The organism is Sinobaca sp. SA16-1, from assembly GCF_059510515.1.
On the sequence record NZ_JCAKFL010000002.1, the window covers coordinates 1 to 26178 of the forward strand.

A 26178-nucleotide genomic window follows, 5' to 3' on the forward strand; every position below is an offset into this window, starting at 1 on the left:
AAACAGGTTTTCAAACAGCAGGTAGCCGTTTTCATCGTAAAACGCTTCGTCGGCTTTCGTGAGCGGGCCGTCGGAAAAGTCGGGATTTCTATACGCCACAGGGTCCTTGCGCTCCGTAATGGACGCCTCGGCCTGGTGGCGGGATGGGTATCTATCTGTTGTCATGGTTTGATGCACTCCTTCAAAATGTTTTTTCCTATAAAAATGGATTTTCGCGATGCCACAAAACCTGTTTCACATTGCAGGCCTAAGATCATACGAACCGGCCGGGATGTTGCCTCGTGTATAAAAGCAGTTTAAGCAGACCATATGAACTGCGCCTCCTCTGTGTACGAAAAAAGGCCGAAAAGAAGCAGGGCTTCTTTTCGGCTTATGGTCAACTTTATATTTGACTCACTGCTGCCGGCGGTTATAAGTATGTCGGAAGGGTGGGTGGATAATCATTCATTAGGACACGTGTACGTTATATATACACCTGCTCTTATATGGATACCTGCTTTTACATCAAAATAAACATAAATACAAGAAAAAGTAAAAATGAATACAAAATTGGTTAGAAAAATAATGGTAATCTTTATGTTACGAAAAAAAGAGAGAAGGGAAAGATAGTAACAGAAGTACAATTCCTTATGCAATAATAGAAGAATAAAAAGAAAGTACTATATAACTATGTTGACGTTACATAGTGCCGATACAACAGCCGGCAGAAAAATAAACAGAAAGAAGGAACGGAACGAATGAGAGGAAAGGAACGCGCCGCATTTACGCATGATCAAATGGTGGAAAGACTATCCAGTAACGGGACGTATATAAAAAAAGGCAGGATAAATACATTGCAAAAAGGTATTCCTTTCGAGGAACACACGCAGGGACTTGATCCACGGGTAAAGGAATTTCTGGAACAGACAAGCCCTGCCGAGCGCCGGCCGATGGAGATCAAAGACCTGGAGGAGATCCGCAGCCAGAAAGTAATAGATAATAAAGATTTGAGCGAGAGTATTAAGACAGAGACAGAATATTTGTACCTGGAAGACCGTACATTAAAATTAAAGGTGTATAACCGAACAAAAACCATCAAACCAGCTCTCCTTTACTACCACGGAGGCGGCTTTTTTGACCGGGATGAACAGGTAATTGATAATCTCTGCAAGATTTTAGCTGAAACTTCCAACACCGTAGTAATCTCCGTAGAGTACCGGCTTGCGCCTGAGCACCCTTATCAGAACGGGTTGTATGACTGTTTGGAAACACTTCGATATGTATACGATTTTTCAGAGAAATTTCAGATAAATCCGCAGCAGATCGGCCTGGTTGGTGACAGCGTAGGAGGTAATCTCGCCATAGGGGTTCATCAGTTAAGTCAAAAGGAAAGTTGGACTGTCCGCTTTATTGGCTTGTTCTGCCCGCTGGTTGATCTATCCGATGTTTCAAGAAATTCATGGGATATCAGCCACTATAATATGGCAAATGACGAAGAATTGATCCGTAAAGAACTAACAGCAATGAAAGAATCGCTGTATTTTATCCAGACGCTGTATCTGGAGAATTTGGAAGACGTTCTTATACCGCTTGTTTCGCCTTTATTAAAGGAAAATAAGGAAGGACTTCCTCCAATTTTTATGACAACGGCCGAATTCGACTTTCTCCGGCTGCAGGGTGAACAGTTTTCGTCCCAACTGATAGAAAACGGCGTGCCGGTCCGTCATATAGAATACAAGGGAATGGATCACGCGTTTGTAAGAAAGCTTGGGGTTTATCCCCAGTCGTATAACGCTATCATGGAACTCTCGACATATTTTAATGAAGTATTATCCAATCAATAAGCAAAGGATGATGATATGCCTTATTTCAAAACCAAAGATGCGAAGCTGTATTATGAAAAAAAGGGAACCGGTCCGATTTTACTGCTCCTACCGCCCCCCGGCCTGGGCGCGGTAGTATTTGAACAGCAGGCAGAACTGGAAACGGATTTCAGTGTTGTCACCTTTGACCCGAGAGGAAATGGAAAAAGCGAAAGCGGCGGACGCACAACATATACAATGGAAGACTGGGCGGAGGACACAGCAGCGCTGATCGATCATCTGGATGAAAAGGTTATTTTGTGCGGTTATTCACTTGGAGGCACACCCGCCCAGATTACAGCGGTGCAGAATCCTGAAAAAGTAAAGGCTCTTCTGCTTGTTAATACGTTTCCCGTCGTAAACACACTGCTTCTGGCTGTGAAATTCAAGCTGGGCATCTGGGGGGCCGGGGGCGGCCTGCTCAGTGTACTAGGGAAAGGATTGTCTTTTTCCCACACAAAAAAGAAAGCCCAGCAGAAAAGAATTTCAGCCAACATAAAAAACAGCGATGCTGCGATATTAAAACAAATGTATCAAAACGGAAGAACGTATGATGCCAGAGAGCAGCTGAAAAGCCTCACCTGTCCCGTGTTTGTTCTCTATGGAAGTGGAGATGTGCTGACCCGCAAGTATGTAAAAGATTTCCGGGAAAGGGTTCCTCTACTGTCTGTTATCTGTATTAAAGGAGGCAAGCATCAGCTGCCTACAAAACATGCCGCTGAAACAAACGGAGCTATCCGTCAAATAAAGACCCGCTTAAATAATTAATAAAATTATAATACGAAATATGTTTTGCAGACAGGGGAGATCGGGTAACTGAATACTACATTTCTATATACAGACAGGAATCTGCAGACCGATGGAGCTGATGGAAAGCCGAAAAAAGATAAAATATCTTTTTTCGGCTTTTTTACTATAAAAGTTTATAGAACGCAGGAGACCCTTTGAGAACGGTTTTGTTATTGACAGCGTTGTTTAAATATTTTTTTACTTAACAATTATGGCGCAGCTGAACAGTCTATGTACGGCGAAAAAAGAGCACAAGAGGATAAATGAATAAAATACGAAAGGGAAGAGAGGGGAATAAGATGAAAGCATTAACGAATCAAGGAAAAGGGAAAGTATTGGTAAAAGAAGTAGAGGCTCCTTCCATCGAAAAAAATACAGACATGATCGTGCGAATCACGTCAACAGCCATCTGCGGGTCGGATCTTCATATGTATCATGGCACCATTCCTTTGCAGAACGATTATATTATCGGCCACGAACCAATGGGGATTGTCGAAGAGGTGGGAGCAGAGGTTAAAAAAGTGAAAAAAGGCGACAGAGTCGTTGTGCCTTTCAATGTAAGCTGTGGAGAATGCTTTTTCTGCAGTCATCAAATGGAAAGCCAGTGTGATAATTCCAATCCTCATAACCTCGACAAAAATACCGGCGGATATTTAGGCTTTTCAAAGATGTTCGGCGACTATCCAGGCGGGCAGGCTGAATTTCTGCGAGTACCTTATGCAGACTTTTCCTCTTTTGTTGTGCCGGAAGACAGTGAATTAGAAGATGAAAGTGTATTATTTTTATCCGACGTTGTTCCTACCGCTTACTGGAGCGTGGAAAACAGCAACGTAAAAGTAGGAGACACGGTTATTGTACTTGGCTGCGGACCGATAGGACTGATGGTGCAGAAGTTTGCCTGGTATAAAGGAGCTTCCCGTGTGATCGCCGTCGACCATGTGGGCTATCGTCTCGAACACGCTAAAAAAACCAACAACGTAGAAGTATTCAATTTTAAAGAATATAAAGACATGAGCGGCCATCTGTATGAAATAACAAAAGGCGGCGCAGAAGTTGTTATTGACTGCGTAGGAATGGATGGGGATATGACGATTAAAGACCGGGTAAAAACATTAGGAGGCCAGGTGGGTACGATCGATCCTATTATTATGGCGTCGGATTGTGTAAAAAAATTCGGTACCATTCACCTTACCGGTGTTTATGGCTCTCCGGCCAATGCTTATCCCCTGCATTCTATATTCACCAGAAATGTCACGGTGAAAGCCGGCCAGGCGCCGGTAATTCATTATATGCCGGAGCTGTATCAAATGGTAAAGGATAACGTATTTGATCCTACAGATATTATTACGCATACGCTGCCGTTGGATGAAGCGGAACATGCCTATAACATATTTGATGAAAAGAAAGAGAACTGCATAAAAGTAGTATTGAAGCCATAAAGAAACCCGGGTACCCCGGGTTTCTTTTTCAGGCTGTTGAAAAAGACAAAATATAGGTGTTTTTATACAAAACCTTTACAGGGGTGCTTTCCGCAGGCCATGCCTCAGCTAAAGAGGGGAAAACGCCTCTTTATCTTCTCCTATGGCTGTTCTGCAGGAGTCACCCCTGTTTATTTTTCTTCTTTTTTTCACAAAAGACTTTTAAAGTATTCGAGATAATGTATGGATATATAAAACGGAACAGTTTCTCGACAAGCTGATAAAGAAACCCGGACACCCCGGGTTTCTTTTTTTTACTTTATTTACGGTCAATGGTTACTGCGTTATTGGCAGGTAGAACATGAGTAGCAAGATATAGATGAAAAAAATATTCAACGACCGACATTCCAACGGTAACGAGCAGGGCAGCCATTGCTATGGTAGAAACAGAACCGGAAAAAATTAATAAGCCAAAAAACACAACAGCAAAAGTGAGCACCCCATCAAGCAGCAGGGCGGTCATATTCCCCTTTTTAGGGAGAACAAACAGATCGCCAAGAGGGTAGGACACGGCGCCTAGAATAATAGCAAAACCAATCACATAGAAAAAAGACATGCTGTAAATAATCGTTAACACTAAAAACAGGACAAACAGCGTAGCGGCTCCTTTTAAGGCTAATGCTTTTACATGTTCCATTGTATCGCCTCCATTTTTTTATTAAAAAAGAAAAAGCCGAAACGAAAAGACATCTTGTCTAATGGTTTCGACTTATGGCAGGCCTTATATCCAGCCAATTACGTCACAGTGTTACACAATGAAATTAGTGGGTAAGGGAAGCGGAAAACGCGGCGGCTTTCGTTTTAGGTTGTTTCTTTACACCGGCTGCGACAAAGCCGCTTTGAGGAAAGGGCGGCATGCGGGTCATATCGTATGATAAATCCTGATCAGGTACATCATACGTAAGCTGGTTGGAGAAATAATCAAAGAACGCCTGCATTACGATAACGGTCAGCCACTCCCCGGCACAGCGATGACCTGTATGATGATCGCCGCCTCCCTGCGGAATAAAAGCAAAAGGACTGCCTTTCCAATTTTCAAACCGTTCCGGTAGAAAGTCGTCCGGATGTTCCCATAAGTCGGGATGGCGGTTTGTCCCATATATATCCAGAATAACGAGCATGTTCTTTTTGAAACGGTAGTCGTTCCAAATAAAGTTTTGCTTCACTTTTGCACCCATAGCAGGAGCGAATGGATAATACCGGCGGACCTCCTGGGAAAACATATGATTGTAATTGTTCTTGTTTTCTTTTACTTTCTGCTGTACCTCCGGATGTTCATAAAGGGCAAGCAGTCCAAACACAATAAAGTTAGCGGTGGCGACAAGCGGACGGAAACAATTGTTTAGTTCGACTGCCGCGGTGTGGGTTTTCAAATGTTTTCCGTCAGGCTCGCGGTGATGGGCAATAATGTAAGCCGGTGTATTGGGCGCCGGGGAGTATTTCCCGGAACGAATGTTTCGTATAATAGCCATGAGCCATTCTTCATTACGATCCCGGGCCTTTTTTCCTTTAGCCGCTCGTTTGACTGACCCATCGAATGAATCTATCATTTCCACCAGCTCTTCTGTCCGCTGCCGAACTTCTTGTTCATAAAGAGGAACGCCGGCCCATTCACAGCCGGCCTTTGTTAATATCTCCTGCACTTCTGAAAATAAGGTAACTCTGGTTTTGTGTTCCCACATACCCGCCTGGTCATCGAGAGTACGAAGCGCAATGTTTTTCATTTCCTCGACCCGGTCCGGTGTCATCATCGATAGAAACATTCTTTTTCGTTGTTTATGCATTTCGCCGTCCTGTTCGTGTACGCCGTTTTCTCCTAATAAGGACACCTTTAACGGCTTTGGCATAGCGCCTTTACGTTTAAATTTGTCGTTATCATAAAAAATTCTGGCTGCTTCCTCGCCTGCCATACAAACCACTTTCTGTCCCATAAGACGTGTTTCAAACAGGTCGGAATTAAGCTTCTTTCTGCGGGAAGGTAAGTAATGAAATCCTTCTTTAATCAGGTCGCGAGTATTGTCCAATCCTTTTTCTCTGGGAATGCTCTTATTTTTTTTCAATGCAGGACCCCTCTCCAAAATTGGTATACCATAAAAAAAGCCAGAATAAGACAAAGTCTTTGTTCTGGCTTTTGCACCGGCTCTGCTGTCCGGTGAGTGCTGACGTATAGGGTTCAATAAAATAGTCTTACTATTTGTTTTACCTTAATTCTTTAATAGTAAACGTCTGAACTTCGGTTTTATTCCTATTTTCAATCAGCAGCTGCTCTGATGTGTTATTTATTCCACTTTAATCCGTTTAAAAGTAAATTGGCTTTTGCTGTTTAATTTAGGAACCTGTATAGATAGAATGTTTTTTTGAAACCGTACATTGATTTTTTCTTCTTCTACCTGGCCAATATAAAAACTCCGCAGAAATGTGTCAAACGAGCGTTCTTTTCGGATATACTTTCGGTTTCCCTCTTTTAACGTCGGCATCGTCTTTTCGCCCCGCATGGTAATATAGCCATTTTCATACTCAATGCTGATATGGTCTTTATGAAAACCCGGCAGCTCTGCTTCCAGCACATACACCTGGCTGGCTTCCCAAATATCTATCTGTGGAAGGCCGTAGCTTGCCGTCCAGTCATCCTCCAGATTTTCCCTGAAAGGCTGGGCGCGGAAGACGCTCGGTATATCCGTAGAGGATACCCCTTCTTTTTGGCTCTCTTTTTTCGTTCTGGGTAGTAAATTAGTCATTTTCATCTCTCCTTTATTAATATAAAAATAAAAAAAGCCGAAAAGAAAGAGCGGGGCTCTTCACTTTTCGACTTATGTTTAGCTCTATAGTCTAAACCATTGCTGTCGGTTATTTAATTTTTGCGGTTCAGCTTTGTTTAAAAAAACGACTGTACTTTATAATCCCCTGATTAAAAAGAAATAAAACATTATTTTAAGTAAAATAATGGCAGAATAACAAAATCTCAGGAAATATGTTTAAACCGGCTGGAAACAGCAGAGCCGATCGATAAATTAAAAATCATATTAATAATAGGTGGGATGGCTCCTATATCACCGATAAATTCAAACGCAAGAATAGCGGCCAGCGCTGTGTTACAGAGCCCGACATGAAAGAGCACCGCTCTGGCGTCTGCTTCAGACAAGCGGAGTTTTTTGGCGGCGATGTAGGCGAGGGCCATTGGGGCTGTAACCTGAATAAAAACAATGATGGTGAGAAGCGGCATAACAGGCAGGTAGCTCCGTACCGCTTCTGCTCCTTCACCTGTAAGCAGATGAACAATCAGCAGAAGGGACAAAGAGGACCCGATCCGGGTTAATGGTTTGGAATAAGCGGCCGCCTCGGAAAATATCCGCTGGGTAAGCAGGCCAAGCAGAAGCGGGATCACGACGATAAACAGGAAAGATTGGAGCAGACTCCAAAAAGAAATCGATACCTGGCTTCCTTCAATGCCGACCATAGCAATGATAACGGCCAGCGGACTAATAGCGGTATCCAGAAGAGAAGAGATAACGACTAAAGAAGTGCTGCCTCCGGCTAAAAACGTATATAGAGCGGCCGCCGTGGCACTCGGAACAGTGCCTGAGAGGATAATGCCGGCGGCGATCTGCGGTTCGCTGGAGAAAAAAGCATAGGCAAGAATCATGGAAATGCCCGCGGTAAGCGACCATTTTAATAAAGCCGCAATTATTATTTCCCGCTTTTTGAACCGCATGGCCCGGAAGCTGCTGCTGTCCATCGATAAGCCGGTGAAGTAAATAACAATCCCCAGCAAAAGCCCGGGTATCCAGGAATAAGTAATAATGTAGTAAGGGGAAAAGTAGGTCAGGACAGCAGTAAGAACAATTAATATCGGCAGGTGAGCTGAAAGCAGTCTGGGAAGAGAAGCCATCGTAACGTCCTTTCTTTTCATTACAGCAGTATGTAAGCGATTTCTATTTTACCGGATAAAACTGGAAAAACAAAGGAGGAATCCTGTAAAAAGAAGCCGGAGGTATACAAAAAAACCTTTACAATTAAATTGGTATAGACTACTATATAAGCATGAACTGACATTTATTTTGATAAAATATGAGAGACTGAAATGGAGGAGGACTGCCTATGAAATATTCTGTGCAAATGGGACTGGCTGTATTATTAATAGGTCATTTATGGATGCCGGCATCCGTGCAGGCGGAAAAACCGACCCAGAAGGAGGGAGACTTATTTCTTCTGGAAAATGTTCCGTACTTAGAACAAGACTCCTTACAAGGTATCGAGGAAGATCATGCTTTAACGGTACTTCGATATACTTCGGGAGGCGGCTATGCAGAAGTAACAGACGGCATCAAGTGGCGCTCTTCCAATCCTTCCGTAGCAAAAGTGGATAAACAGGGCAGCCTTGCACTGAAAAAATCCGGAAAAACGGATCTTACTGTCTCAGACGGAACAAATACAGATTCTATTACTTTACATGTAGACAAAGAGGGAGCGTCTTTGGAACCCGCTGAAGGAAATGGCTACGCAATGATCGACAGAGCGCTGGAGGAAATGACGCTTGAAGAAAAGATAGGCCAGATGATGATGCCGGACTACCGGACATGGGACGGAGAAAATGTGACGGCAATAAATGACGAAATTAAAAAAGAAGTACAGGACCATCACCTGGGAGGCACGATTTTATTTTTTGAAAATGTGGAAACAACTGAACAGACGGTGGACCTGGTGCAGGATTATAAGGAAACAGCCGATAAGTTCGGCATGCTCGTAACGATTGATCAGGAAGGGGGCATCGTCACCCGTCTTCAGGAAGGAACCGACCTGCCCGGCAATATGGCGATAGGTGCTTCTGATTCAGACGAGCTGGCCAGACAGGCGGGAAGCGTCATTGGCGCAGAGTTGGAGGCACTTGGCATTAATATGAATCTGGCGCCTGTGATGGATGTGAATAATAACCCGGACAATCCGGTGATCGGTGTCCGCTCGTTCGGGGAAGATCCGGTTCGTGTAGGAGAGCTCGGTAATGCCTACACGGAGGGTCTGCAGGAGCATGGGACTGCAGCGATTGCAAAGCACTTTCCGGGCCATGGCGATACGAATGTAGACTCTCACATCGGCCTCCCGGAAGTGCCGCATGACCGGGACCGGCTGTTTGATGTGGAGCTTGTCCCTTTCCTGGCGGCTCAGGAAGAGGGAATGGATGCGATCATGACAGCCCACGTCACGTTTCCTAATATAGATGATACGCTCGTCTCCTCCCGGGAGGATGGCTCGGATATTGCCCTGCCGGCCACGTTGTCTGAAAAAGTACTGACCGGGCTGATGCGTGAGGACATGGGATTTGAAGGGGTAGTAATGACGGACGCGATGAACATGGAAGCAATCGATACCCATTTTGAACCGGTGGATGCTGCCGTCCGCACTATTAATGCGGGAACAGATATCGTGCTGATGCCGGTCGGTCTTCCGGACGTATATGACGGCGTTATCGAAGCCGTGGAAACAGGTGCCATTAAACAGGAACGAATCGATGAAGCGGTCAAAAGAATACTGCTTCTCAAAATGAACCGCGGCGTTTTTGCCCAGGAATCTCCTGCAGATCGCAGCGTGCTGAAGAAGCAGGCAAATGAGACCGTAGGGTCAGAGGATCATCAGCTTATAGAGAAGAACATAGCAGACCAGTCAATCACTGTAGTGAAAAACGATAGGGATGTGCTTCCGCTTGATGCAGACAACGAACAGGTGATAACGGTTATTGATTCTTCTTACGACGGCGCTGTAGACGAAGAAGTAGTTGCTAAAACACAGACAGGCTCGCCGCTTGCAGATGAAATCAACAGCCGTGCAGGAACAACCCACCATATAGCACTGGAGCCGGATCAGGACACGCTAAGCAGCGGGGATGCAGCAAAAATCGAGCAATCCGACGTGCTGATTATCGGTTCAATGACTGCCACTTCAGAAGACAGGGCAGACGATAATCCTAACATGATGCTGTTTAATCAGATCATCAGCACGTATGACATCCCGGTGGTTGGAGTGGGCGTCCGTAACCCATATGATCTATCCGCCTATGAGAAAGCAGATGCCTACGTGGCCCAGTACGGCTTCCAGGATGCAAGCTTTGCTGCGACGGGCCGGGTGCTGTTCGGGGAAGTGGCGCCGCAGGGAACGCTTCCGGTAAGCATACCGGCGGCAGACGGTACGGTGCTGTATCCAGCCGGCCATGGCCTTACGTTTAATACAGAAAAGCCGGAATAAGGCAGTACACTATTAAGTAAATAATAGGGGGTAGTATGTATGATGAAATATGTACAAAATATCGGGCGGTCGTTGATGCTGCCCGTTGCTGTACTTCCGGCAGCGGCTGTGCTCTCTGGCGTCGGCAACTGGATCATTGGTTTTGACGAAGGCAATGTGGCAGGCTTATTTTTATTAAACGCGGGTCTTTCAATTATTGATCATATTGCAATCTTGTTTGCCATTGGTGTCGCTATCGGCATGTCACGTGACAAAGACGGGGCAGCAGCCCTGAGCGGTCTAGTCGGCTTTCTTGTCGTCACACAGCTTTTGAATGTCGATTCAGTAGCAGGACTCACGGGTGTGCCTGTAGAAGAAGTGCCGCTGGCCTATGAAGCAACGGAAAATGTATTTATTGGGATTATTACCGGGTTGGTAGCGGCGGCTTTGTACAACCGCTACAGTCAAGTAAAGCTTCCTGATGCGCTCGCCTTTTTCAGCGGCAAGCGATTGGTGCCGATTGTGACAGCGGCGGCATCAGTAGTACTGGCAGCTATCTTTTTCTTCATTTGGCCGGTCGTGTACAACGGACTTGTTGTTTTTGGTACGACCTTAAGTGATATGGGCTCCGTTGGTGCGGGGCTGTATGGATTTTTTAACCGTCTTTTGATTCCCACCGGGCTTCACCATGCGCTTAATCAGGTTTTTTGGTTTGATCTTGCCGGCATTAATGACTTTGGTAACTATTGGAGCAGTGAAGGTGAGCCGGGTATTACCGGACGCTACATGGCCGGCTTTTATCCGATTATGATGTTTGGACTGCCGGCAGCCGCCCTTGCCATGTACCATACAGCTAAAACGACACAGCGCAAAACAGCCGCCTCCCTGCTTTTAGCGACAGGTTTTGCCTCTTTTTTCACAGGGGTAACCGAGCCGCTTGAATTTTCATTCATGTTTTTAGCGCCGCTGTTATATGTAGTGCATGCTGCGTTAACCGGGCTTTCCTTATTTATAGCAGCCAACTTTGAGTGGATCGCAGGCTTTGGCTTCAGCGCCGGCCTGGTCGATTACATGCTTGCCTTTGCCATGCCGCTTGCGAGCCAGCCGTATATGCTGCTCGTACAGGGACTCTTTTTCGCCATTGTGTATTACACTTTGTTCCGCTATCTGATTGTGAAATTGGATCTCTTAACGCCGGGACGGGAAGAAGACCCGGCCGTGGCACCTGCCGGCGGTATGACTGATTCACGTATCGACCAGGACGATGCCACCGCTGTTCAGGCCGCAGGAATTATTGAAGGCCTGGGAGGTGCGGCTAACATAGCAGCCATCGACAGCTGCGCAACGAGGCTCCGCCTGGAAGTAAATGATATGGACAAAGTCGATGAGGCACGAATTAAACAAACCGGCGTACCGGGAACGAATATTGTAGGCAAGCACAATATTCAGGTGATTGTCGGAACAAGCGTCCAGTTTGTTGAACAGGAAGTCCGAAAGCAGGTAAACAAAGAGTAGCATGTCAACCGGCCTCCCGAAGAGGCTGGTTTTTTTAATGAAATTTACGTATAAAGTGATCCATGGGCTTTTTTTTTCCGTTAGCTTAGTAACAAACAAAGCACATGCTTTAAATGGATAAAATAAGGTGGGGGTCAGCTTATGACACGCATGGAACAAAACAAGAAAGCACGAAAAAAAAGCAGTATTCTGATTCTGCTGGCGATGCTGCTATTTGCAGGAACTGCCGGGTATTCAGGATTTCAGGTGTTTGCGTCCGGCTCAGCAAATGAAGAAGCCGTCCCTGCAGATACGCCGCAGAGTCCAGAACCTGCCGGAGAAGATATGGGGGAATCCCTGGAAGCAGTAGAGGAAGAATTTGTTCTGCTGAATGAAGCAGAAGCCGAGATGGCTTTGAAAGAAGAAGCAGAACAATCCAGCCCGGCGGGTCTGTCGATTCCTTCCATTGATGTGGAGACCGAGCTGGAGCCGCAGGGCGTCCTTGATAACGGGCAGATGGGCGTGCCGTCTACCGAAGATGGTGTGGCCTGGTTCGAACCGGGAGCAAAACCCGGTGAAAAAGGCAATGCGGTAATGGCCGGACATGTCGACAGCAGAACCGGACCTGCCGTTTTTTATGACCTGGAGAAGCTGGAAGCAGGCGATGAGATTGAAGTGACAGATGAAGAGGGAGAAGTGCTGATGTTTGAAGTGACGCGCTCTGTCAGCTATGACAGAACCGAGGCGCCGATTGAAGAAATCTTCGGGCCGTCCACTACCCGCAGTTTGAACCTGATTACGTGTACCGGCACGTTTGACCAGGCCGAGGGAACGCACGATGAACGCCTGGTTATATATACGGAGCTTCAGGAGGAAGACGTCCAGAAAATAGAAAATGGCGATTCTCCCGAAGCACCGGACAATGTTGTCCTTTCCGGCAGTCAGCTGTCGTTTCATGCCGTGCGCGATGAGAACGTGGCCGGCTACCGGGTGTATGAAAAGAATGGAGAGGGAGAGAACCGGCATATAGAAAGCATCGCGGTTCATGAAAGAAAAAGCTTCAGTTCACCTGACCTGGCAGGAAGCCGGTATTACGTCACCACAGTAGACATATTCGGACAGGAGTCCGAGCCATCTGAAACAGCAGAATAGAAAACAAGCCCCTGCATGAGATCCGCTCAGTGCAGGGGTTTGTTTTGTCTTTTTATAGAAAGTAGTTATTTGCCTGGATAAAAAACTGGGACTGCTCGTAATTGTAGGTGATTTTTGAGAAGTCAAACGGCTGCCCGTTCGTCAAATGAAAAATCTGTTCCACGAACAGTCCGGGAGAAGCGGCGGGAAGAAGAAGCAGTTCTGCTTCTTCTTCGCTGATTTTACCGACATTAAAATACAAATCAGAAAAACCGATGTTTAATCCGAGCGCTTCACTTATATAGTTGAAAATTGATTCAGAAACAATCTCATTGTTTAAATAGGACACAACAGATTTATTATAGTAGGACTCCTCGATGCAGAGCGTCTGCCCGTTAATGTAGCGGACCCGCTTTACATAATACACGCTCTCGGCGGGATCGACTGCCAGATTACGGGCGGCCTCGGCTGTCGGCTGTCGGATATCAAGAGCAAGCACTTCCGATGTGATTTGAAAACCATCCAGCTCTTTTTTAAATCCCTGATTGGAAAGAAGGCCGATATAACCTCTGCGCTTATGCCTCCGTACAAAAATGCCGCTTCCGCGTACCTGATAGACAATTCCCTTTTTCTCGAGAAGATCCAGTGCCTTTGTTATCGTACTTTTGCTCACTTCAAACTGAGCCATAAACGCATCAAGTACGGGCAGTTTATCTCCCTGCTGTAAATCTTTCTCCTCTATTTCTTTTTCAATTTCTTCTGCGATCTGCTGGTATTTTAACATGGACATTCCTCATTATCGTCTAATTTAGCGTTTATCTGTGTTCCAATTCTACCATAATTATGCTGAAAACTGTTTAATTTAATTGTTAATACATTAAAAATTTATATGGTATTTATTTAATTGTTACGGTACAATATAAAATGTAAACGCATAACAATTGAAGGAGGATGGAATGTGGCGGAAAAAGTAAGAGATTATCCAAAGCTGGCGAAAGATATATTGGAAGCAGTAGGAGGGGAAGAAAACGTTCTCAGTGTGGCAAGATGTGCGACAAGGCTGCGAATTGTACTGAAGCGGTCCAAACCGGACGCCAAGCAGCTGGTATCTTCGATGCCCGGCGTTATTACGGTGGTGGAGAACAGCGGCCAGTTTCAGGTCGTGATCGGCCAGCACGTTGGAGAAGTACATGATGAATTTACCTCTCTTGTAAAGGTCGACGAATCAGATGAACCCCAGGCGAGCAAAGGAACGGTCGTCAACCGGGTTATTGCTACGATGTCAGCTGTATTTGCACCATTTATCTACATTCTGGCAGCGGCAGGTATTCTGCAGGGCATGCTGATACTCATTAATTTATTCTCGGACTCATTTGCCAATACCGGCACCTATCAAGTATTCAGCTTTATATCGTGGGCACCTTTTACGTTTCTGCCTATATTCATTGCCATTACAGCCTCCAAGCATTTTAAAACAAATATGTATATAGCGGTGGCCGCCTGCGCGGCGTTGGTCAGTCCGGACTGGGCAGCTATGGCCGCTGAAATATCAGAAGGAGCACAGACTACGTTTGTCGGACTGCCGCTTTCGGAAACCGTGTATACATCATCTGTACTTCCGCCATTATTTCTGGTGTGGATATTGTCTTATCTGGAACGGTTTTTAAATAAGCGGATGAACGAAGTAATTCGTCCACTGTTTGTTCCATTGTTATGCCTGATCGTTATGGTACCGTTGACGATCGTATTAATCGGGCCGATTACAACACTGGGTGCCAACGGGATTGCCAACGGCTACAACTTCCTTGCAGAGTATGCACCGGCACTGGCCGGCGCAATTATCGGCGCCTTCTGGCAGGTACTTGTTATCTTCGGGGTTCACTGGGGTATTACACCAATGGTACTGGCTAACTACGAGCTGTATGGACGGGATTCGTTCCAGGCTTACCAGACCATTGCCGTGATGGCACAGGTCGGCGCAGTCCTCGGTGTTATTATTAAAACAAGATCACAGGAAATTAAAAAAGTAGGAACGTCTGCAGGTATAACCGGTATATTCGGTATTACCGAGCCGGCGATTTACGGCATCACCCTGCGATTTAAAAAGCCATTTATTTATGGCTGCATCTCCGGCGCTGTCGGAGCAATCGCAGCAAGCTTCTTTAACCCCTATTATTTCGCTTATGCGGGGCTTCCCGGACCACTTACGATTGTAAACGGGATCGATCCGGAATATCCGATGTCAATTTGGGGTATTCTGCTGGGAGTCGGTATTGCCGTAATTCTTCCGATTATTTTGATTCAGCTGCTTGGTTTCGGCGAAGATACGGCTAAGCAGGCAGGAAACAATACGCTGATCAACGAGCAGGGCAGCAGTGCACAGGTAGCTGCGGCTGAAGATACTGTCAGTAATGAAGAAATCGTTCGTGCGCCATTCGCAGGAAACGTGATTCCGCTTTCTCAGGTACCCGATGAAGTATTCAGCTCCGGGGCAATGGGAAGTGGACTTGCTATCCGGCCGTCCGGGAATAAAGTATATGCTCCTTTTGACGGCACCATCGTAATGGCCGCTCCTACAAAACATGCTATCGGCCTGCGCTCTCAAGCAGGCGTGGAGCTCCTCATCCATGTAGGACTGGAGACAGTGAATCTGCAGGGCAGGCCGTTTACGCTGAAGATTGAAGACGGCAGTACCTTTAAAAAGGGAGACGTACTGCTTGAATTTGACAAACAGTCGATTGAATCGGAAGGTCTGGATACGATAACACCTATCATTGTTACCAATTCCGGCGATTATGAAGAGATTATTTTCAAAGACGCCTCAGATAGCACGCTCGATCAGGAATTATTCACGGTTATAAAATAAGGAGGACATTTACATGTCAACAATGCCAAAAGATTTTCTATGGGGCGGCGCGCTTGCCGCCCATCAATTTGAAGGAGGCTGGGACCAGAGCGGTAAAGGCCCGAGCGTTGTCGACGTAATGACAGCGGGAGCCCACGGGGTGGCGCGGGAAATCACAGCAACAGTGGAAGCGGATAAATTTTATCCCAATCATGAAGCGATTGATTTTTACAGTAACTATAAAGAAGACATTGCATTATTTGGAGAAATGGGACTGAAATGCCTCCGCACTTCAATTGGCTGGAGCCGGATTTTTCCAAACGGGGACGAAGAGGCACCGAACGAAGAAGGCCTGCAGTTTTACGATAATGTACTGGATGAATTAATCAAACACGGCATAGAGCCGGTGATTACACTGTCCCATTTTGAAATGCCGCTCCACCTGGCCCGGGAATACGGCGGATTCCGCAGCAGAAAAGTGGTCGATTTCTTTGTTCGGTTTGCGGAAGTATGCTTCAACCGTTACAAAGATAAAGTGAAATATTGGATGACATTTAATGAAATTAATAACAAAATGGACGTGGATAACCCGTTATTTTTATGGACGAACTCCGGCGTTATTGTAAAAGAAGACGAAAACGCTAAAGAAATTATGTATCAGACGGGGCATCATGAGCTGATAGCAAGCGCTCTTGCTGTAACAAAAGGTAAAGAAATAAATCCAGCTTTTGAAATTGGAGCCATGGTCTCCCATGTACCGATTTACCCATATTCCTCCAATCCGGAAGACGTGATGCTGGCAGAGGAGTCGATGAGACAGCGTTATTTCTTTCCGGATGTGCATATCCGCGGCAGCTATCCGAGGTACGCATTAAAAGAATTTGAGAGAGAAGGGTATGCCATTCCTTTCGAAGATGGAGACGAAGAGATTTTAAAAAATGGGACCGTCGACTATTTAGGCTTCAGCTATTATATGTCGACTACCGTTAAAAGCGGGGCACAGAACAGTACAAGGGGCAATATCGTAAACGGCGGCCTGGCAAACGGAGTGGAAAACCCGTATATCAAGTCGAGCGACTGGGGCTGGGCGATTGATCCAACCGGTCTGCGCTACACGCTTAACAGGCTGTATGACAGATACCAGATCCCATTGTTCATCGTTGAAAACGGCTTCGGTGCGGTCGATACTGTACAAGAAGATGGCACGATACATGACACGCAGCGGATTGAATATTTAAAGTCGCATATTGAAGCGCTCGAGAAAGCTGTTGAATACGACGGCGTCGAGCTGTTGGGATATACCCCATGGGGGATCATTGATATTGTGTCCTTTACGACCGGGGAAATGAAAAAACGCTACGGCATGATTCACGTAGATCGTGATAACCAAGGCAACGGATCGATGAAGCGTTCGAAAAAAGAGTCATTCGACTGGTACAAAAAAGTGATTGAAACAAACGGCGGGCAGTTGTAAATATAAAGAAGGAAGGCTTCCTATACGGAGAGCCTTCCTTCTTTTTTATGATTTTGGATAGTTCTGGTCATCAAGCGGAACGTCTTCCGGAAATAAACGCTGGAAATGGAGTTTTTCCTGGCGGGTCAGAGACTGTTTGCCCTGCTCGAAAAAGTCTCTGGCTCCTTCAAGCTCTTCAGCATCTTCGCTGTTGTAAAAATCAATAGGCACTTCTTTCGTTTTACTAGATAAGTGGGCGGAGGCTTTCGCATGACCAATCGCCCAGTCCAGGTGCTCGTAGGAGTCCGAGAACATCTCCTTAAAATGCAGCAGCGTGTCACGGAGCAGGTCGGATTCACTGGTTAACACTTTCCCGTAGGCAAGCGCCTGGTCTTTCGTTTGTTTGATTTCGCGCAGACGGATACGCGCTTCATTTAATTCAGACAGCGTCTGCTCGTATTTCTGCTTATAGGTGCCCGCATCCCGGCTTCGGGTGTAGGAATGAAGAGCGAGTGTATAAAGATGTTTGTAGTCATCCTTAGGTAATTCGATGACGGACTTTGTTTTAAATCTCTCGGAGAGCTGGATGGCACTTTTTTCTTTTACTGCTCCCGTCAATTTTTCAAACTCGCCAAGAAAATCTTCGCCTTCATTCAACCGGTGTTCCAGCCGGTTTACTTCTTCACGGAGAATCAATAGATCGCGTTCGTACGCTTCCAGGTGGAGCTCTTCAATCTTTGGATCCGGCCGATCCAACTCAAAATTATGCTGCTTTAAAAATGTATGAAATTCGGATTGCAGCATGTATAAATCTTTATTCTGCCCAAAAAAGTCTTTGGCGGAAAGCTGCCCGTTCTCCAGGAACGGAATAAAGCCAATATGCAGGTGAGGGGCACTTTCATCTTTATGTACGGCCGCATACATGATGTTTTCCAGGCCATGCCGTTCTTTAAAAAATAGTAAACTGGTATCAAAAAAGCGGGCTTCTTCTTCAGGAGACAGGTTTTCAAAAAAAGAGGCATCATTGATAACCGTCAGATGACACAGTTTAACAGCTTCTTTTCGAATCACCTTTTGGCCGGTGTAGCGCTGGTCGATAATTTTGTTAATAACTTTTTTGTAATCAAAAGGCTGGTCGTTGATCAAATCGTAATTAAGTACCGTGCGGCGGCGGTCAATACCATCACCGGGAAGTTTCTCTTTTTCACGTTGAATATGAGCCTGGATCTCTTTTAACTCGGACCCTTTTACTTTCTGCAGATGAAGCACCGGGTAACTCATGCTGAATCTTCTCCCTTCTGGCAGGAACGTTATGTATACCAATAATTGTAGCATATTTTGGAAGAAGAAGAGGAGTTGGGAAAGATGGGGGAAATTTTAAAAGCATAAAAGTCTGCTTTATGTAAGGCCTGAAGCAATGACAACTTAAATAATTTCACGTACCAAATTATTATATAAAATATAAACAATCGATTAAATACTCAAAAATGGTAAACTATATCCATCACACTACTAATGAAAGAGGGATTATAGTGACAAAAACAGCACTGCAGCTGTATACGCTGCGAAATGAATGCAAAGAAGACTTCGAAGGCACGCTGCATCAAGTTTCCCGAATGGGATATGAGGGAATTGAACTGGCAGGGGATACAGGTGGAATGTCTGCAGAGGTGCTTCATGTGTTTTTAAAACAAATCCAGCTGAAGACAGCTTCTCTGCATATACCACTCGAAGAACTGGAGAATAATATTTCCTACCATATTGAATTTGCCCATGCACTTGGCTGCCGGCACATCGTCTGCCCCTATCTGGAGCCGGAACGACGCCGGAGCATTCAGCAGTACAAAGAATTAGCAGCTACATTCAACCGCATCGGTGAAGCCTGCCGGGAAGAAAACATTACGTTTTCCTACCACAACCATGACTTTGAACTGCAGAAGCTGGAAGGAGAACAGCCGCTTGCGGTAATTCTCGAGCATACGGATCCGTCCCTCGTTATGATCGAACTGGATACATATTGGGTACAAAAAGCCAATGAAGATCCGCTTGAATGGATGGAACGCTGCAGGGAGCGGATGCCGCTCGTGCATCTAAAAGACATGACCCGGGACGATGAGGCATTTTTTGCAGAGCTTGGAACCGGGCGTATGGATATAGAAGCCATTGTGAAGAAAGCGGAACAAAACGGGGCGGACTGGCAGATTGTGGAACAGGATGAATCACGGCAGCAGCCTATCCAGAGCGTAAAAGAGAGTATGCAGTATTTACAGCATTTATCAGTTTAATACAACTAGGGGGATATAACATGCCTACAAAGCAGAACGTTGCAGATATGATTGGGAAAGGAATCACTGTTGATGCTTTTGTATCACAGATGAAACCGGAATATCAGGAAAAAATGAAGGAGTGGCAGGACGGATTTACCTGGGTGGATCATTCTCAGGAAGTATTAAGCTTCATACGCACCAGGTCAGACCTGCACTGTTCGATTATTGCCTCGGATTGGTGCGGTGACGTGCACCGGAATTTTCCGGTCATAACCGAAGTAATGAAGCAGGCGGCTATTCCCACTGAAGTGTTTATCCAGGAAGACCATCCTGCCTTTATAGATGCGTTCCGTACGCACGGAGGCGCATCGGTTCCTAAAGTTATTCTCTCCAACATGTCCGGAGACGTTCATTTCACATGGGGGCCAAGACCTGCTTTTATTCAGGAGCCGATGGCTGCCTTTAAGGCGATGCAGTTAACAGAATCAGATGCAGCCTTCCCGGCCGAACGAAAAAAGGCTTACGAAGGAGTGCAGGCACGGTACGGAGAAGATTTTGATTATCAAAAACTCGTTGTTTATGAAATAACCAATCTTTTATCGCAGACATAGGCAGCATGTCAAAGCTGTTCGCTTTACATCGAACGTTTGTTCTTATATAATTTAGTTATATAAGAAAGGAGCGGGGATGATGGAGGGAATGATTGAAAGAGCAATAGAGGAGCAGATGCCGCTTCAGCTCGTTTATGAGAGCAAAAGCGGCATTACGCAGCGGACAATAACAATATACAAAAATGAAACAGAACGCATCGTGGCTTACTGCCATACTAAAAAAGCGGTCCGGTCGTTTCGGAAACGCTGCATTCTGGCCATTCAACCAATAAAAAAGAGATACCCCGCTGTTATATAAACAGACAGGGTATCTCTTTTTGTTTAAGTGGTTACAAACCGCCCGCCATTAACATGAATGACCTGGCCGGTCATGTAGCTGGAGTCCTGGGAGCCAAGCATTACGAACGCCGGTGCCAGTTCCGCCGGCTGTCCCGGCCGTCCCATCGGTGTGTTCGTGCCGAAGCTCTCGACTTTATCTTCTCCGAATGTGGAAGGAATCAGCGGCGTCCAGATAGGTCCTGGAGCTACACCGTTCACGCGGATGCCTTTGGATGCAAGCGAGGTGGAAAGCGAACGAATCAGCGTGGTCACCGCACCATTTGTGGCAGAGTAGTCAATTAATCCGGCGGAGCCGTCATATGCTGTAACGGATGTCGTATTAATAATGGCCGCCCCTTCTTTTAAATGAGGCATCGCTGCCTGAATGAAATAAAACATCGAAAAGACATTGGTGCGAAACGTTTTTTCCAGTTGTTCTTTTGTAATGTCTTCAATTTTTTCCTGTGGGTGCTGTTCGGCGGCATTGTTTATTAATACATCCAGACGGCCGAATTCTTTAATCGTAGCTTCCACCGCTTGTTTGGCAAACGCATCATCCCCGCCATCGCCCGGCAGTAACAGACAACGACGTCCGTAGTTTTCTATTTCTTTTTTCGTCTGTTCTGCATCCTCATGCTCATCAAGGTAGACGATTGCAAGATCCGCCCCTTCTTTGGCGTAGGCAATAGCAGCTGCTTTTCCAATGCCGCTGTCCCCGCCGGTAATGAGCGCTATCTTGTCTTTTAGTTTATCGGCACCCTTATATTCCAGGTTATCATGTATCGGCTTCGGATCCATCTTTTCCACTTCACCGGGCTGTTTATGCTGCTGCTGAACGGGCTGGCCGTCCTGTTGTTTATCTTTAAATTCCATTTATTTCTGCCTCCTTGTTATTGGGTGAATATAATAAGCAGTACCCCTGCTGCTGCAGACTCAAACAGAAGTCAGCAAAAACCGGGTCCTTTTTTAAAAGGAACCCGGTTTTTTTATGACACTCGACGTTCTTGGTTATTCAATTGGTCTGTTTTCGTCTGGTGCCGCTGCTGCCAGGCGCAGAGGCCGAAGAAAGCAGCGACAACAAGATAGCCTGCGGTGAAATCAGGGGCTGCATTCCAGGCGAGTGCCGGCGCATGCATAAACCCGGCAAACGAAAACACTGCCGCTGTTAAAGTGAACAGGACGGCGCGCCGCCATTCCCGGTCAATTATCGAAACCGTTACTGCACCGAGCAGGATCGCGGTAAATAGGGCACCCTGTCCGAGAGGAACGATCCCTTCTGAAATATCAGCTACTACTTCCCCGGCCGGATTGTTAAAGCGGGTCATCGTATAGTTGGCCAGATACGGCAGCATAGCAAGCGCAACTGCCGGAAAGTATCGGCTGGAGGTGGTTGAAAAAGCGGCGGCTACCATCGACATACCGACAAAGACAAGCACCGGGGCGATAGCAGCAAGCGGAATCAGGGCAGACAGCGCTGCAATCATGCCGGTCACAGCGGCCGCCAGTATCACCACAGCGTTTAGAAGGCTGTAGCCGCGCCCGGCTCCCATTTCTTTAGAGCCTATCGTTGCTATGTAAACGGTCGTAGGAAACAATCCGCCAAACACGGCGCCGAGCATGGTACCGGTGCCATCAACAGCCTGGCATTCCCGGACATCGTACGAATCTCCAACTGCGGCCATCGCCTCTACGTTATTCATCGTTTCAATAGCGTTGTAGATCGTAATAGGCAGCAGTACACCAAGCAGTCCAACTGCTGCTCCAAATAGTAACGTCATTCCATCAAACGCGGCCAGGCTGGGCAGAATCGGATAAAAGCCCATATTGGAAAACCCTTCGGCTACTTCCCCCGGGCTTTGATGTCCGAGCGCAAAGGCCAGAATAGTACCAACGACCACAGCCAGAAGAGAAGCCGGCATCCGGAAAGGAAACACGACTTTTCCAACAAAGCCGACAAGGATAATCGCCAGGGCAACGAGCCCAACAACAGGAATAGCAAACGTATGAAACAACATTTCACCGGCAATAAATGAAAAAGCCACACCAGCCAGAGCTCCGAGAAGTGCCGGGCGGGGAAGGTGATCGCGGATCCAGTTGCCGGTTAAGCTGACGAGAGCTTCAATGAGGCCGCTTATAAAAGCGGCAGCTACGGCAATTTTCCAGGCTAGATCCGGATCATTGGTAATCGCCAGAGCCGGAGCAAGCACGCCGAATAAAAAGACAAACATCACCGGCGTGCTCACGCCGTAGGACAGGGCCGTCACATCGCTTCTGTTTTCTTTTTTAGCAAGTCGGGAAGCCATATAGGCGTAATATAAATTCCCCGCCATCACGGCAACTGCCGTCCCGGGAATTACTTTGCCAAACACGATCGAAGCGGGAAACCCCATACCAAGCATTGTTACGGTAATCACGACAAAGTTGGCGAGGTTGTTTTGAAACAAAGCAAAAAAGGCATCAAGATCCTGTCGCTTAAACCACGGATAATGAACCGTCTGGTCGTTCATGTGCTGCTTCACCTTCTCTTTTCTTATTTAATGGGGGCATGTGATTCCACAAAGGTTACGCGCCCGTTTTCAAGCGATTCCACCCGTGCCAGGGATTCAACCCGGTAGCCGCTGTTTACAAGCTGTTCGCGTCCCGGCTGAAAAGACTTTTCAATAACAATGCCGACACCGGCAACGACCGCTTCCGCTTTTTCGACGATATCGATTAAGCCTTTGGCCGCCTGGCCGTTGGCAAGGAAGTCATCCAAAATCAGTACCTGATCTCCCGGCTCGAGAAAATCTTTGGATACGACAATTTCGGATTCCTGCTGTTTGGTAAACGAGTACACGCTGCTGGCAAATACATGTTCATCCATCGTTAAAGACTTTCGTTTTCTCGCAAACACGAGCGGAACCCCGAGCTTAGTGGCTGCCATAAAGCTTGGCGCAATACCGGAGGACTCGATGGTTAATACTTTAGTAATGCCGTCTTCCTGAAAAAGCCGGGCGAACTCTTCTCCTACCTCAGCCATTAATACAGTATCGATTTGATGATTCAAAAACGTATCCACTTTGAGAACATGGTTGGACAGCACACTGCCGCGTTCGATAATTGCCTGTTTTAATTGTTCCATTATTCTGCTCCTTTTTTTAAGTTATCTGCTCGTTTATAAACAAAAAAAGCCTGCCTCCCGACGGATCGAGTGACAGGCGGACCGCATACAAAAAAATACCGTCGCTGCACTCGTAGTCAGGCCGTTTACGGCAGCCTGGTAGAAACGCGCGGACCATATTTCCGCAATTATACGAGAGATAAAAAAATATATATTTATACATAAGAGTCTATTATAGACGAAGACACCCGTCTTGAGAAGCCCGGCTTTTTAAATACCGGGATGCTCTCTTCGTTTAAAGAGAAGCAGGCAGGGGAATGCGGTATGCATCTGCATATAAAAGACAAAGGGGGTCATTTTTTGAATTATGAAGATTTCAAAACATTGATTGTGCATAATGGCAACAGCGAGAACTGGTTGTATGATGAATACCATCAAGTGTACACGCTGAAAGAAAACCTAAGTGTCTCGATTCACTTCTGTAAAGAACGCGGCACAGAAGAGGTAAGCAAAGACTGGTTCACAAAAACGGGAAGCAGCAAAGGACGTGAAGTGTTTTTTGACGTCCGCCTTGGAGCGTCTTTTATTGAACAGCTCCGTTTTTATGAGCTCGATAATGGAAACATCCTGATGCCGGAAGCAGATACGCTGGATACGGTCTCGGAATATCATTACAGCGTGGCCCGGGCGGTTAACAAACCGAATGCAAAACCAAATGATGATGTGATTGATGAGTATTTTGACCGGCTCGGCTGGAGAATCTACAAAACGTCAAACGAATAATCAAATGATCCGGCGGGGGCCGGATCATTTTTGGTATACTGAAAAGAAAAAGGGCGGAGATAACGATGCCAGAGGAATTATTTCATTTGCATAAGGTCAGTGTACGAACCGGCGGACAGACCAGGCTTGAAAATATTACATTCTCTTTGGAAGCGGGTATACATACCGGACTGCTCGGTTTAAACGGATCCGGAAAAACAACGATTCTTCAGCTGTTAACCGGCTATATCTGGCCCACGGAAGGAACCGTTCACAGCTGGATGGGCAAACACGGCCAGGTCCCGATGCAGCAGCTGCGCCGGGAAATCGGCTGGGTGAGCGATGCGCTGGATGACCGCTACCGGGCAAGAAGCAGCGATACGGCAATTGAAGTGGTGATCAGCGGCTATTTCGCGTCGATCGGCCTGTACGACGATCCTAAAGAAGAGGTAGTCGTTTATGCCCAGACATGCCTCGATCTTTTTCAAGTCGGCAGTTATGCCGATACACCATACAGCCGGTTGTCCCAGGGAGAAAAACGCCGTGTGATGCTGGCACGCGCCTGGGTGATTCAGCCAAGGCTTTTGATTCTCGATGAGCCGTGCACCGGCCTTGACGTAAAAGGAAGAGAAGAACTGCTCGAGCTGCTGCAGCGGGCGCTGAGTGAACCGAATGCCCCGACGCTTTTATACGTGACCCATCATATTGAAGAACTGCCGCCGGCGGTCATCAACATGGCGCTTTTAAAAGACGGAGAACTGCTCTGTCACGGTTCCAAAACAGACGTACTGTCCAATGCGCTCATCTCGGACGCTTTTGATGTTCAGGCATCTGTTACATGGGAAGAAGAGCGGCCCTGGCTTCGAATCAAAACTGGAAAACCGGTGCAGTAAATCCTTGAACACGCAGGTGAGAGCAGGCGTTCCGTTATCTTTCCACCCTGGAAGTATGTTACAATACGGAACAGTATAGATATGAAAGGAGCTTTTCTTTGAGTAAAAAATGGTTATTAACGGCCAGTATGGCAATTTCTCTTTCCGTGATTGCAGCATGCGGGGGAGAATCCGAAGAAGAAGCAGGATCGGATGAAGAACAAGAACAGCAGGAAAGTGCAGAATCGGAAGGCCAGGAAGCGGAACAGCCGCAGGAGCCGGAAGTAAACCTTGACGATGTTCCCGACGTAGTCGCTGAAGTGAACGGCGAAGAAATTACAAAAGATGAGTTTGAAACAGCGTATACAACGACATTATCCATGTTTTCCATGCAGGGAATGAACCTTGAGGAACAAGACGAAGACGGGGAAATGGAAGAGGAGCTGAAAGCTTCCACGGCAGAACAGCTTGTCGGACAGCGCCTGCTTGTGCAGGAGTCAGAAAACCGTGACTACGAAGCGGACACCGAAGAAGTAGATGAAATTTTAAACCAGCAGAAAGAGCAGTTTGAAAACGATGAAGACTATGAAGCTGCTTTGGAAGAACAGGGCTTCACAGAAGACGACTTCCGCGCACAGATTGAAGAATCCCTCCGGGTGGAACAGCTTATTGAAGAGGAATCCGAGGGTATTGAAGTGAGCGAAGACGAAATAGATGAACAAATGGTAGCCATGGAAGAACAGCAGGCCGCCATGGCCGAGCAGGCTGGTGAAGATGCTCCTGAAACACCTGCACCTGAACGAGAGCAGGTAGAAGAACAGGTACGGGCGGAAAAAGAAAACGAACGTGTCCAGGAGCTCGTAACAGAACTTCGCGACGACGCGGATGTTACGATCCACCTCTAAAACCGATACAAATTCCAAACAAACTGTCCGCAGCGGACAGTTTGTTTTTTTACAGAAAAATTTCTCTTGTACTATTGTAGAAATAGGATAAAATAA

The 26178-nt window shown here is 46.4% G+C and carries 23 protein-coding genes and 1 riboswitch; of the genes, 14 read left to right on the forward strand and 9 right to left on the reverse strand.

Annotated elements, in window-relative coordinates:
• Positions 1-737: 737 nt before the first annotated feature.
• From AC5W2J_RS04130 to AC5W2J_RS04140, 3 genes are all read left to right on the forward strand, one after another.
• Positions 738-1823: an alpha/beta hydrolase gene (locus tag AC5W2J_RS04130; protein WP_496058226.1), complete on the forward strand. Its 1086-nt coding sequence runs from the start codon at positions 738-740 to the stop codon at positions 1821-1823.
• Between the two features lie 15 nt (positions 1824-1838).
• Positions 1839-2609 (forward strand): alpha/beta fold hydrolase, encoded by a 771-nt coding sequence (locus tag AC5W2J_RS04135; protein ID WP_496058227.1) that lies wholly within the window; start codon positions 1839-1841, stop codon positions 2607-2609.
• A 320-nt stretch (positions 2610-2929) separates the two neighbouring features.
• A complete protein-coding gene (locus tag AC5W2J_RS04140) occupies positions 2930-4069 on the forward strand; it encodes a zinc-dependent alcohol dehydrogenase (RefSeq protein WP_496058228.1) in 1140 nt (379 codons plus the stop codon).
• Positions 4070-4367: 298 nt separating this feature from the next.
• On the opposite strand, the gene AC5W2J_RS04145 is transcribed toward AC5W2J_RS04140, so the two are convergent.
• The 4 genes from AC5W2J_RS04145 to AC5W2J_RS04160 all read right to left on the reverse strand — a co-directional run bounded on the left by AC5W2J_RS04145 (position 4368) and on the right by AC5W2J_RS04160 (position 8018).
• A complete protein-coding gene (locus AC5W2J_RS04145) occupies positions 4368-4745 on the reverse strand; it encodes a DUF2512 family protein (protein WP_496058229.1) in 378 nt (125 codons plus the stop codon).
• Between the two features lie 124 nt (positions 4746-4869).
• Positions 4870-6168 (reverse strand): CYP152 family fatty-acid peroxygenase CypC, encoded by a 1299-nt coding sequence (gene cypC, locus AC5W2J_RS04150; RefSeq protein ID WP_496058230.1) that lies wholly within the window; start codon positions 6166-6168, stop codon positions 4870-4872.
• Between the two features lie 219 nt (positions 6169-6387).
• On the reverse strand, positions 6388-6846 hold the full coding sequence (locus AC5W2J_RS04155) for an Hsp20 family protein (protein ID WP_496058231.1): 459 nt from the start codon (positions 6844-6846) through the stop codon (positions 6388-6390).
• Positions 6847-7070: 224 nt separating this feature from the next.
• On the reverse strand, positions 7071-8018 hold the full coding sequence (locus tag AC5W2J_RS04160; RefSeq protein WP_496058232.1) for a bile acid:sodium symporter family protein: 948 nt from the start codon (positions 8016-8018) through the stop codon (positions 7071-7073).
• A gap of 188 nt (positions 8019-8206) precedes the next feature.
• Here AC5W2J_RS04160 and AC5W2J_RS04165 point away from each other — a divergent pair, with 188 nt between their 5' ends.
• From AC5W2J_RS04165 to AC5W2J_RS04175, 3 genes are all read left to right on the forward strand, one after another.
• Positions 8207-10345, forward strand: coding sequence for a glycoside hydrolase family 3 protein (locus tag AC5W2J_RS04165; protein ID WP_496058233.1), 2139 nt, complete (start codon positions 8207-8209; stop codon positions 10343-10345).
• A 39-nt stretch (positions 10346-10384) separates the two neighbouring features.
• Positions 10385-11839: an N-acetylglucosamine-specific PTS transporter subunit IIBC gene (nagE, locus tag AC5W2J_RS04170; protein WP_496058234.1), complete on the forward strand. Its 1455-nt coding sequence runs from the start codon at positions 10385-10387 to the stop codon at positions 11837-11839.
• Positions 11840-11980: 141 nt separating this feature from the next.
• Entirely contained in the window at positions 11981-12970 is a 990-nt protein-coding gene (locus AC5W2J_RS04175) for a class F sortase (protein WP_496058235.1), read from the forward strand.
• Between the two features lie 52 nt (positions 12971-13022).
• Here the strand turns inward: AC5W2J_RS04175 and AC5W2J_RS04180 are convergent, their stop codons facing one another.
• Positions 13023-13733, reverse strand: coding sequence for a GntR family transcriptional regulator (locus AC5W2J_RS04180; protein WP_496058236.1), 711 nt, complete (start codon positions 13731-13733; stop codon positions 13023-13025).
• Positions 13734-13907: 174 nt separating this feature from the next.
• On the opposite strand from AC5W2J_RS04180, the gene AC5W2J_RS04185 reads away from it, so the two are divergent.
• Together AC5W2J_RS04185 and bglA are read left to right on the forward strand one after the other, a co-directional pair.
• Entirely contained in the window at positions 13908-15815 is a 1908-nt protein-coding gene (locus AC5W2J_RS04185) for a beta-glucoside-specific PTS transporter subunit IIABC (RefSeq protein ID WP_496058237.1), read from the forward strand.
• Positions 15816-15828: 13 nt separating this feature from the next.
• Positions 15829-17268, forward strand: a complete 1440-nt coding sequence (gene bglA / locus AC5W2J_RS04190) for a 6-phospho-beta-glucosidase BglA (protein ID WP_496058238.1) — start codon at positions 15829-15831, stop codon at positions 17266-17268.
• A 45-nt stretch (positions 17269-17313) separates the two neighbouring features.
• Here bglA and mobV read toward each other — a convergent pair whose 3' ends face one another.
• The gene (gene mobV, locus AC5W2J_RS04195) at positions 17314-18528 is read right to left on the reverse strand and encodes a MobV family relaxase (protein WP_496058239.1); all 1215 of its coding nucleotides are present in this window, start codon (positions 18526-18528) and stop codon (positions 17314-17316) included.
• 251 nt (positions 18529-18779) lie between these two features.
• Here mobV and AC5W2J_RS04200 point away from each other — a divergent pair, with 251 nt between their 5' ends.
• The 3 genes from AC5W2J_RS04200 to AC5W2J_RS04210 all read left to right on the forward strand — a co-directional run bounded on the left by AC5W2J_RS04200 (position 18780) and on the right by AC5W2J_RS04210 (position 20423).
• Complete coding sequence (locus AC5W2J_RS04200) at positions 18780-19532, forward strand: sugar phosphate isomerase/epimerase family protein (protein ID WP_496058240.1); 753 nt, start codon at positions 18780-18782, stop codon at positions 19530-19532.
• A 20-nt stretch (positions 19533-19552) separates the two neighbouring features.
• Positions 19553-20125, forward strand: coding sequence for a thioredoxin family protein (locus AC5W2J_RS04205; protein ID WP_496058241.1), 573 nt, complete (start codon positions 19553-19555; stop codon positions 20123-20125).
• A 79-nt stretch (positions 20126-20204) separates the two neighbouring features.
• A complete protein-coding gene (locus tag AC5W2J_RS04210) occupies positions 20205-20423 on the forward strand; it encodes a WYL domain-containing protein (RefSeq protein WP_496058242.1) in 219 nt (72 codons plus the stop codon).
• A gap of 23 nt (positions 20424-20446) precedes the next feature.
• Here the strand turns inward: AC5W2J_RS04210 and AC5W2J_RS04215 are convergent, their stop codons facing one another.
• The 3 genes from AC5W2J_RS04215 to AC5W2J_RS04225 all read right to left on the reverse strand — a co-directional run bounded on the left by AC5W2J_RS04215 (position 20447) and on the right by AC5W2J_RS04225 (position 23564).
• Positions 20447-21316, reverse strand: coding sequence for an SDR family oxidoreductase (locus AC5W2J_RS04215; protein WP_496058243.1), 870 nt, complete (start codon positions 21314-21316; stop codon positions 20447-20449).
• Positions 21317-21429: 113 nt separating this feature from the next.
• A complete protein-coding gene (locus AC5W2J_RS04220) occupies positions 21430-22950 on the reverse strand; it encodes an NCS2 family permease (RefSeq protein WP_496058927.1) in 1521 nt (506 codons plus the stop codon).
• Positions 22951-22973: 23 nt separating this feature from the next.
• On the reverse strand, positions 22974-23564 hold the full coding sequence (locus AC5W2J_RS04225; protein WP_496058244.1) for a xanthine phosphoribosyltransferase: 591 nt from the start codon (positions 23562-23564) through the stop codon (positions 22974-22976).
• A gap of 93 nt (positions 23565-23657) precedes the next feature.
• Positions 23658-23759, reverse strand: a riboswitch (purine riboswitch).
• Positions 23760-23903: 144 nt separating this feature from the next.
• On the opposite strand from AC5W2J_RS04225, the gene AC5W2J_RS04230 reads away from it, so the two are divergent.
• From AC5W2J_RS04230 to AC5W2J_RS04240, 3 genes are all read left to right on the forward strand, one after another.
• Entirely contained in the window at positions 23904-24326 is a 423-nt protein-coding gene (locus AC5W2J_RS04230) for a hypothetical protein (RefSeq protein ID WP_496058245.1), read from the forward strand.
• A 65-nt stretch (positions 24327-24391) separates the two neighbouring features.
• On the forward strand, positions 24392-25198 hold the full coding sequence (locus tag AC5W2J_RS04235; RefSeq protein WP_496058246.1) for an ABC transporter ATP-binding protein: 807 nt from the start codon (positions 24392-24394) through the stop codon (positions 25196-25198).
• Positions 25199-25296: 98 nt separating this feature from the next.
• Entirely contained in the window at positions 25297-26082 is a 786-nt protein-coding gene (locus AC5W2J_RS04240) for a SurA N-terminal domain-containing protein (protein ID WP_496058247.1), read from the forward strand.
• Positions 26083-26178: the final 96 nt, after the last annotated feature.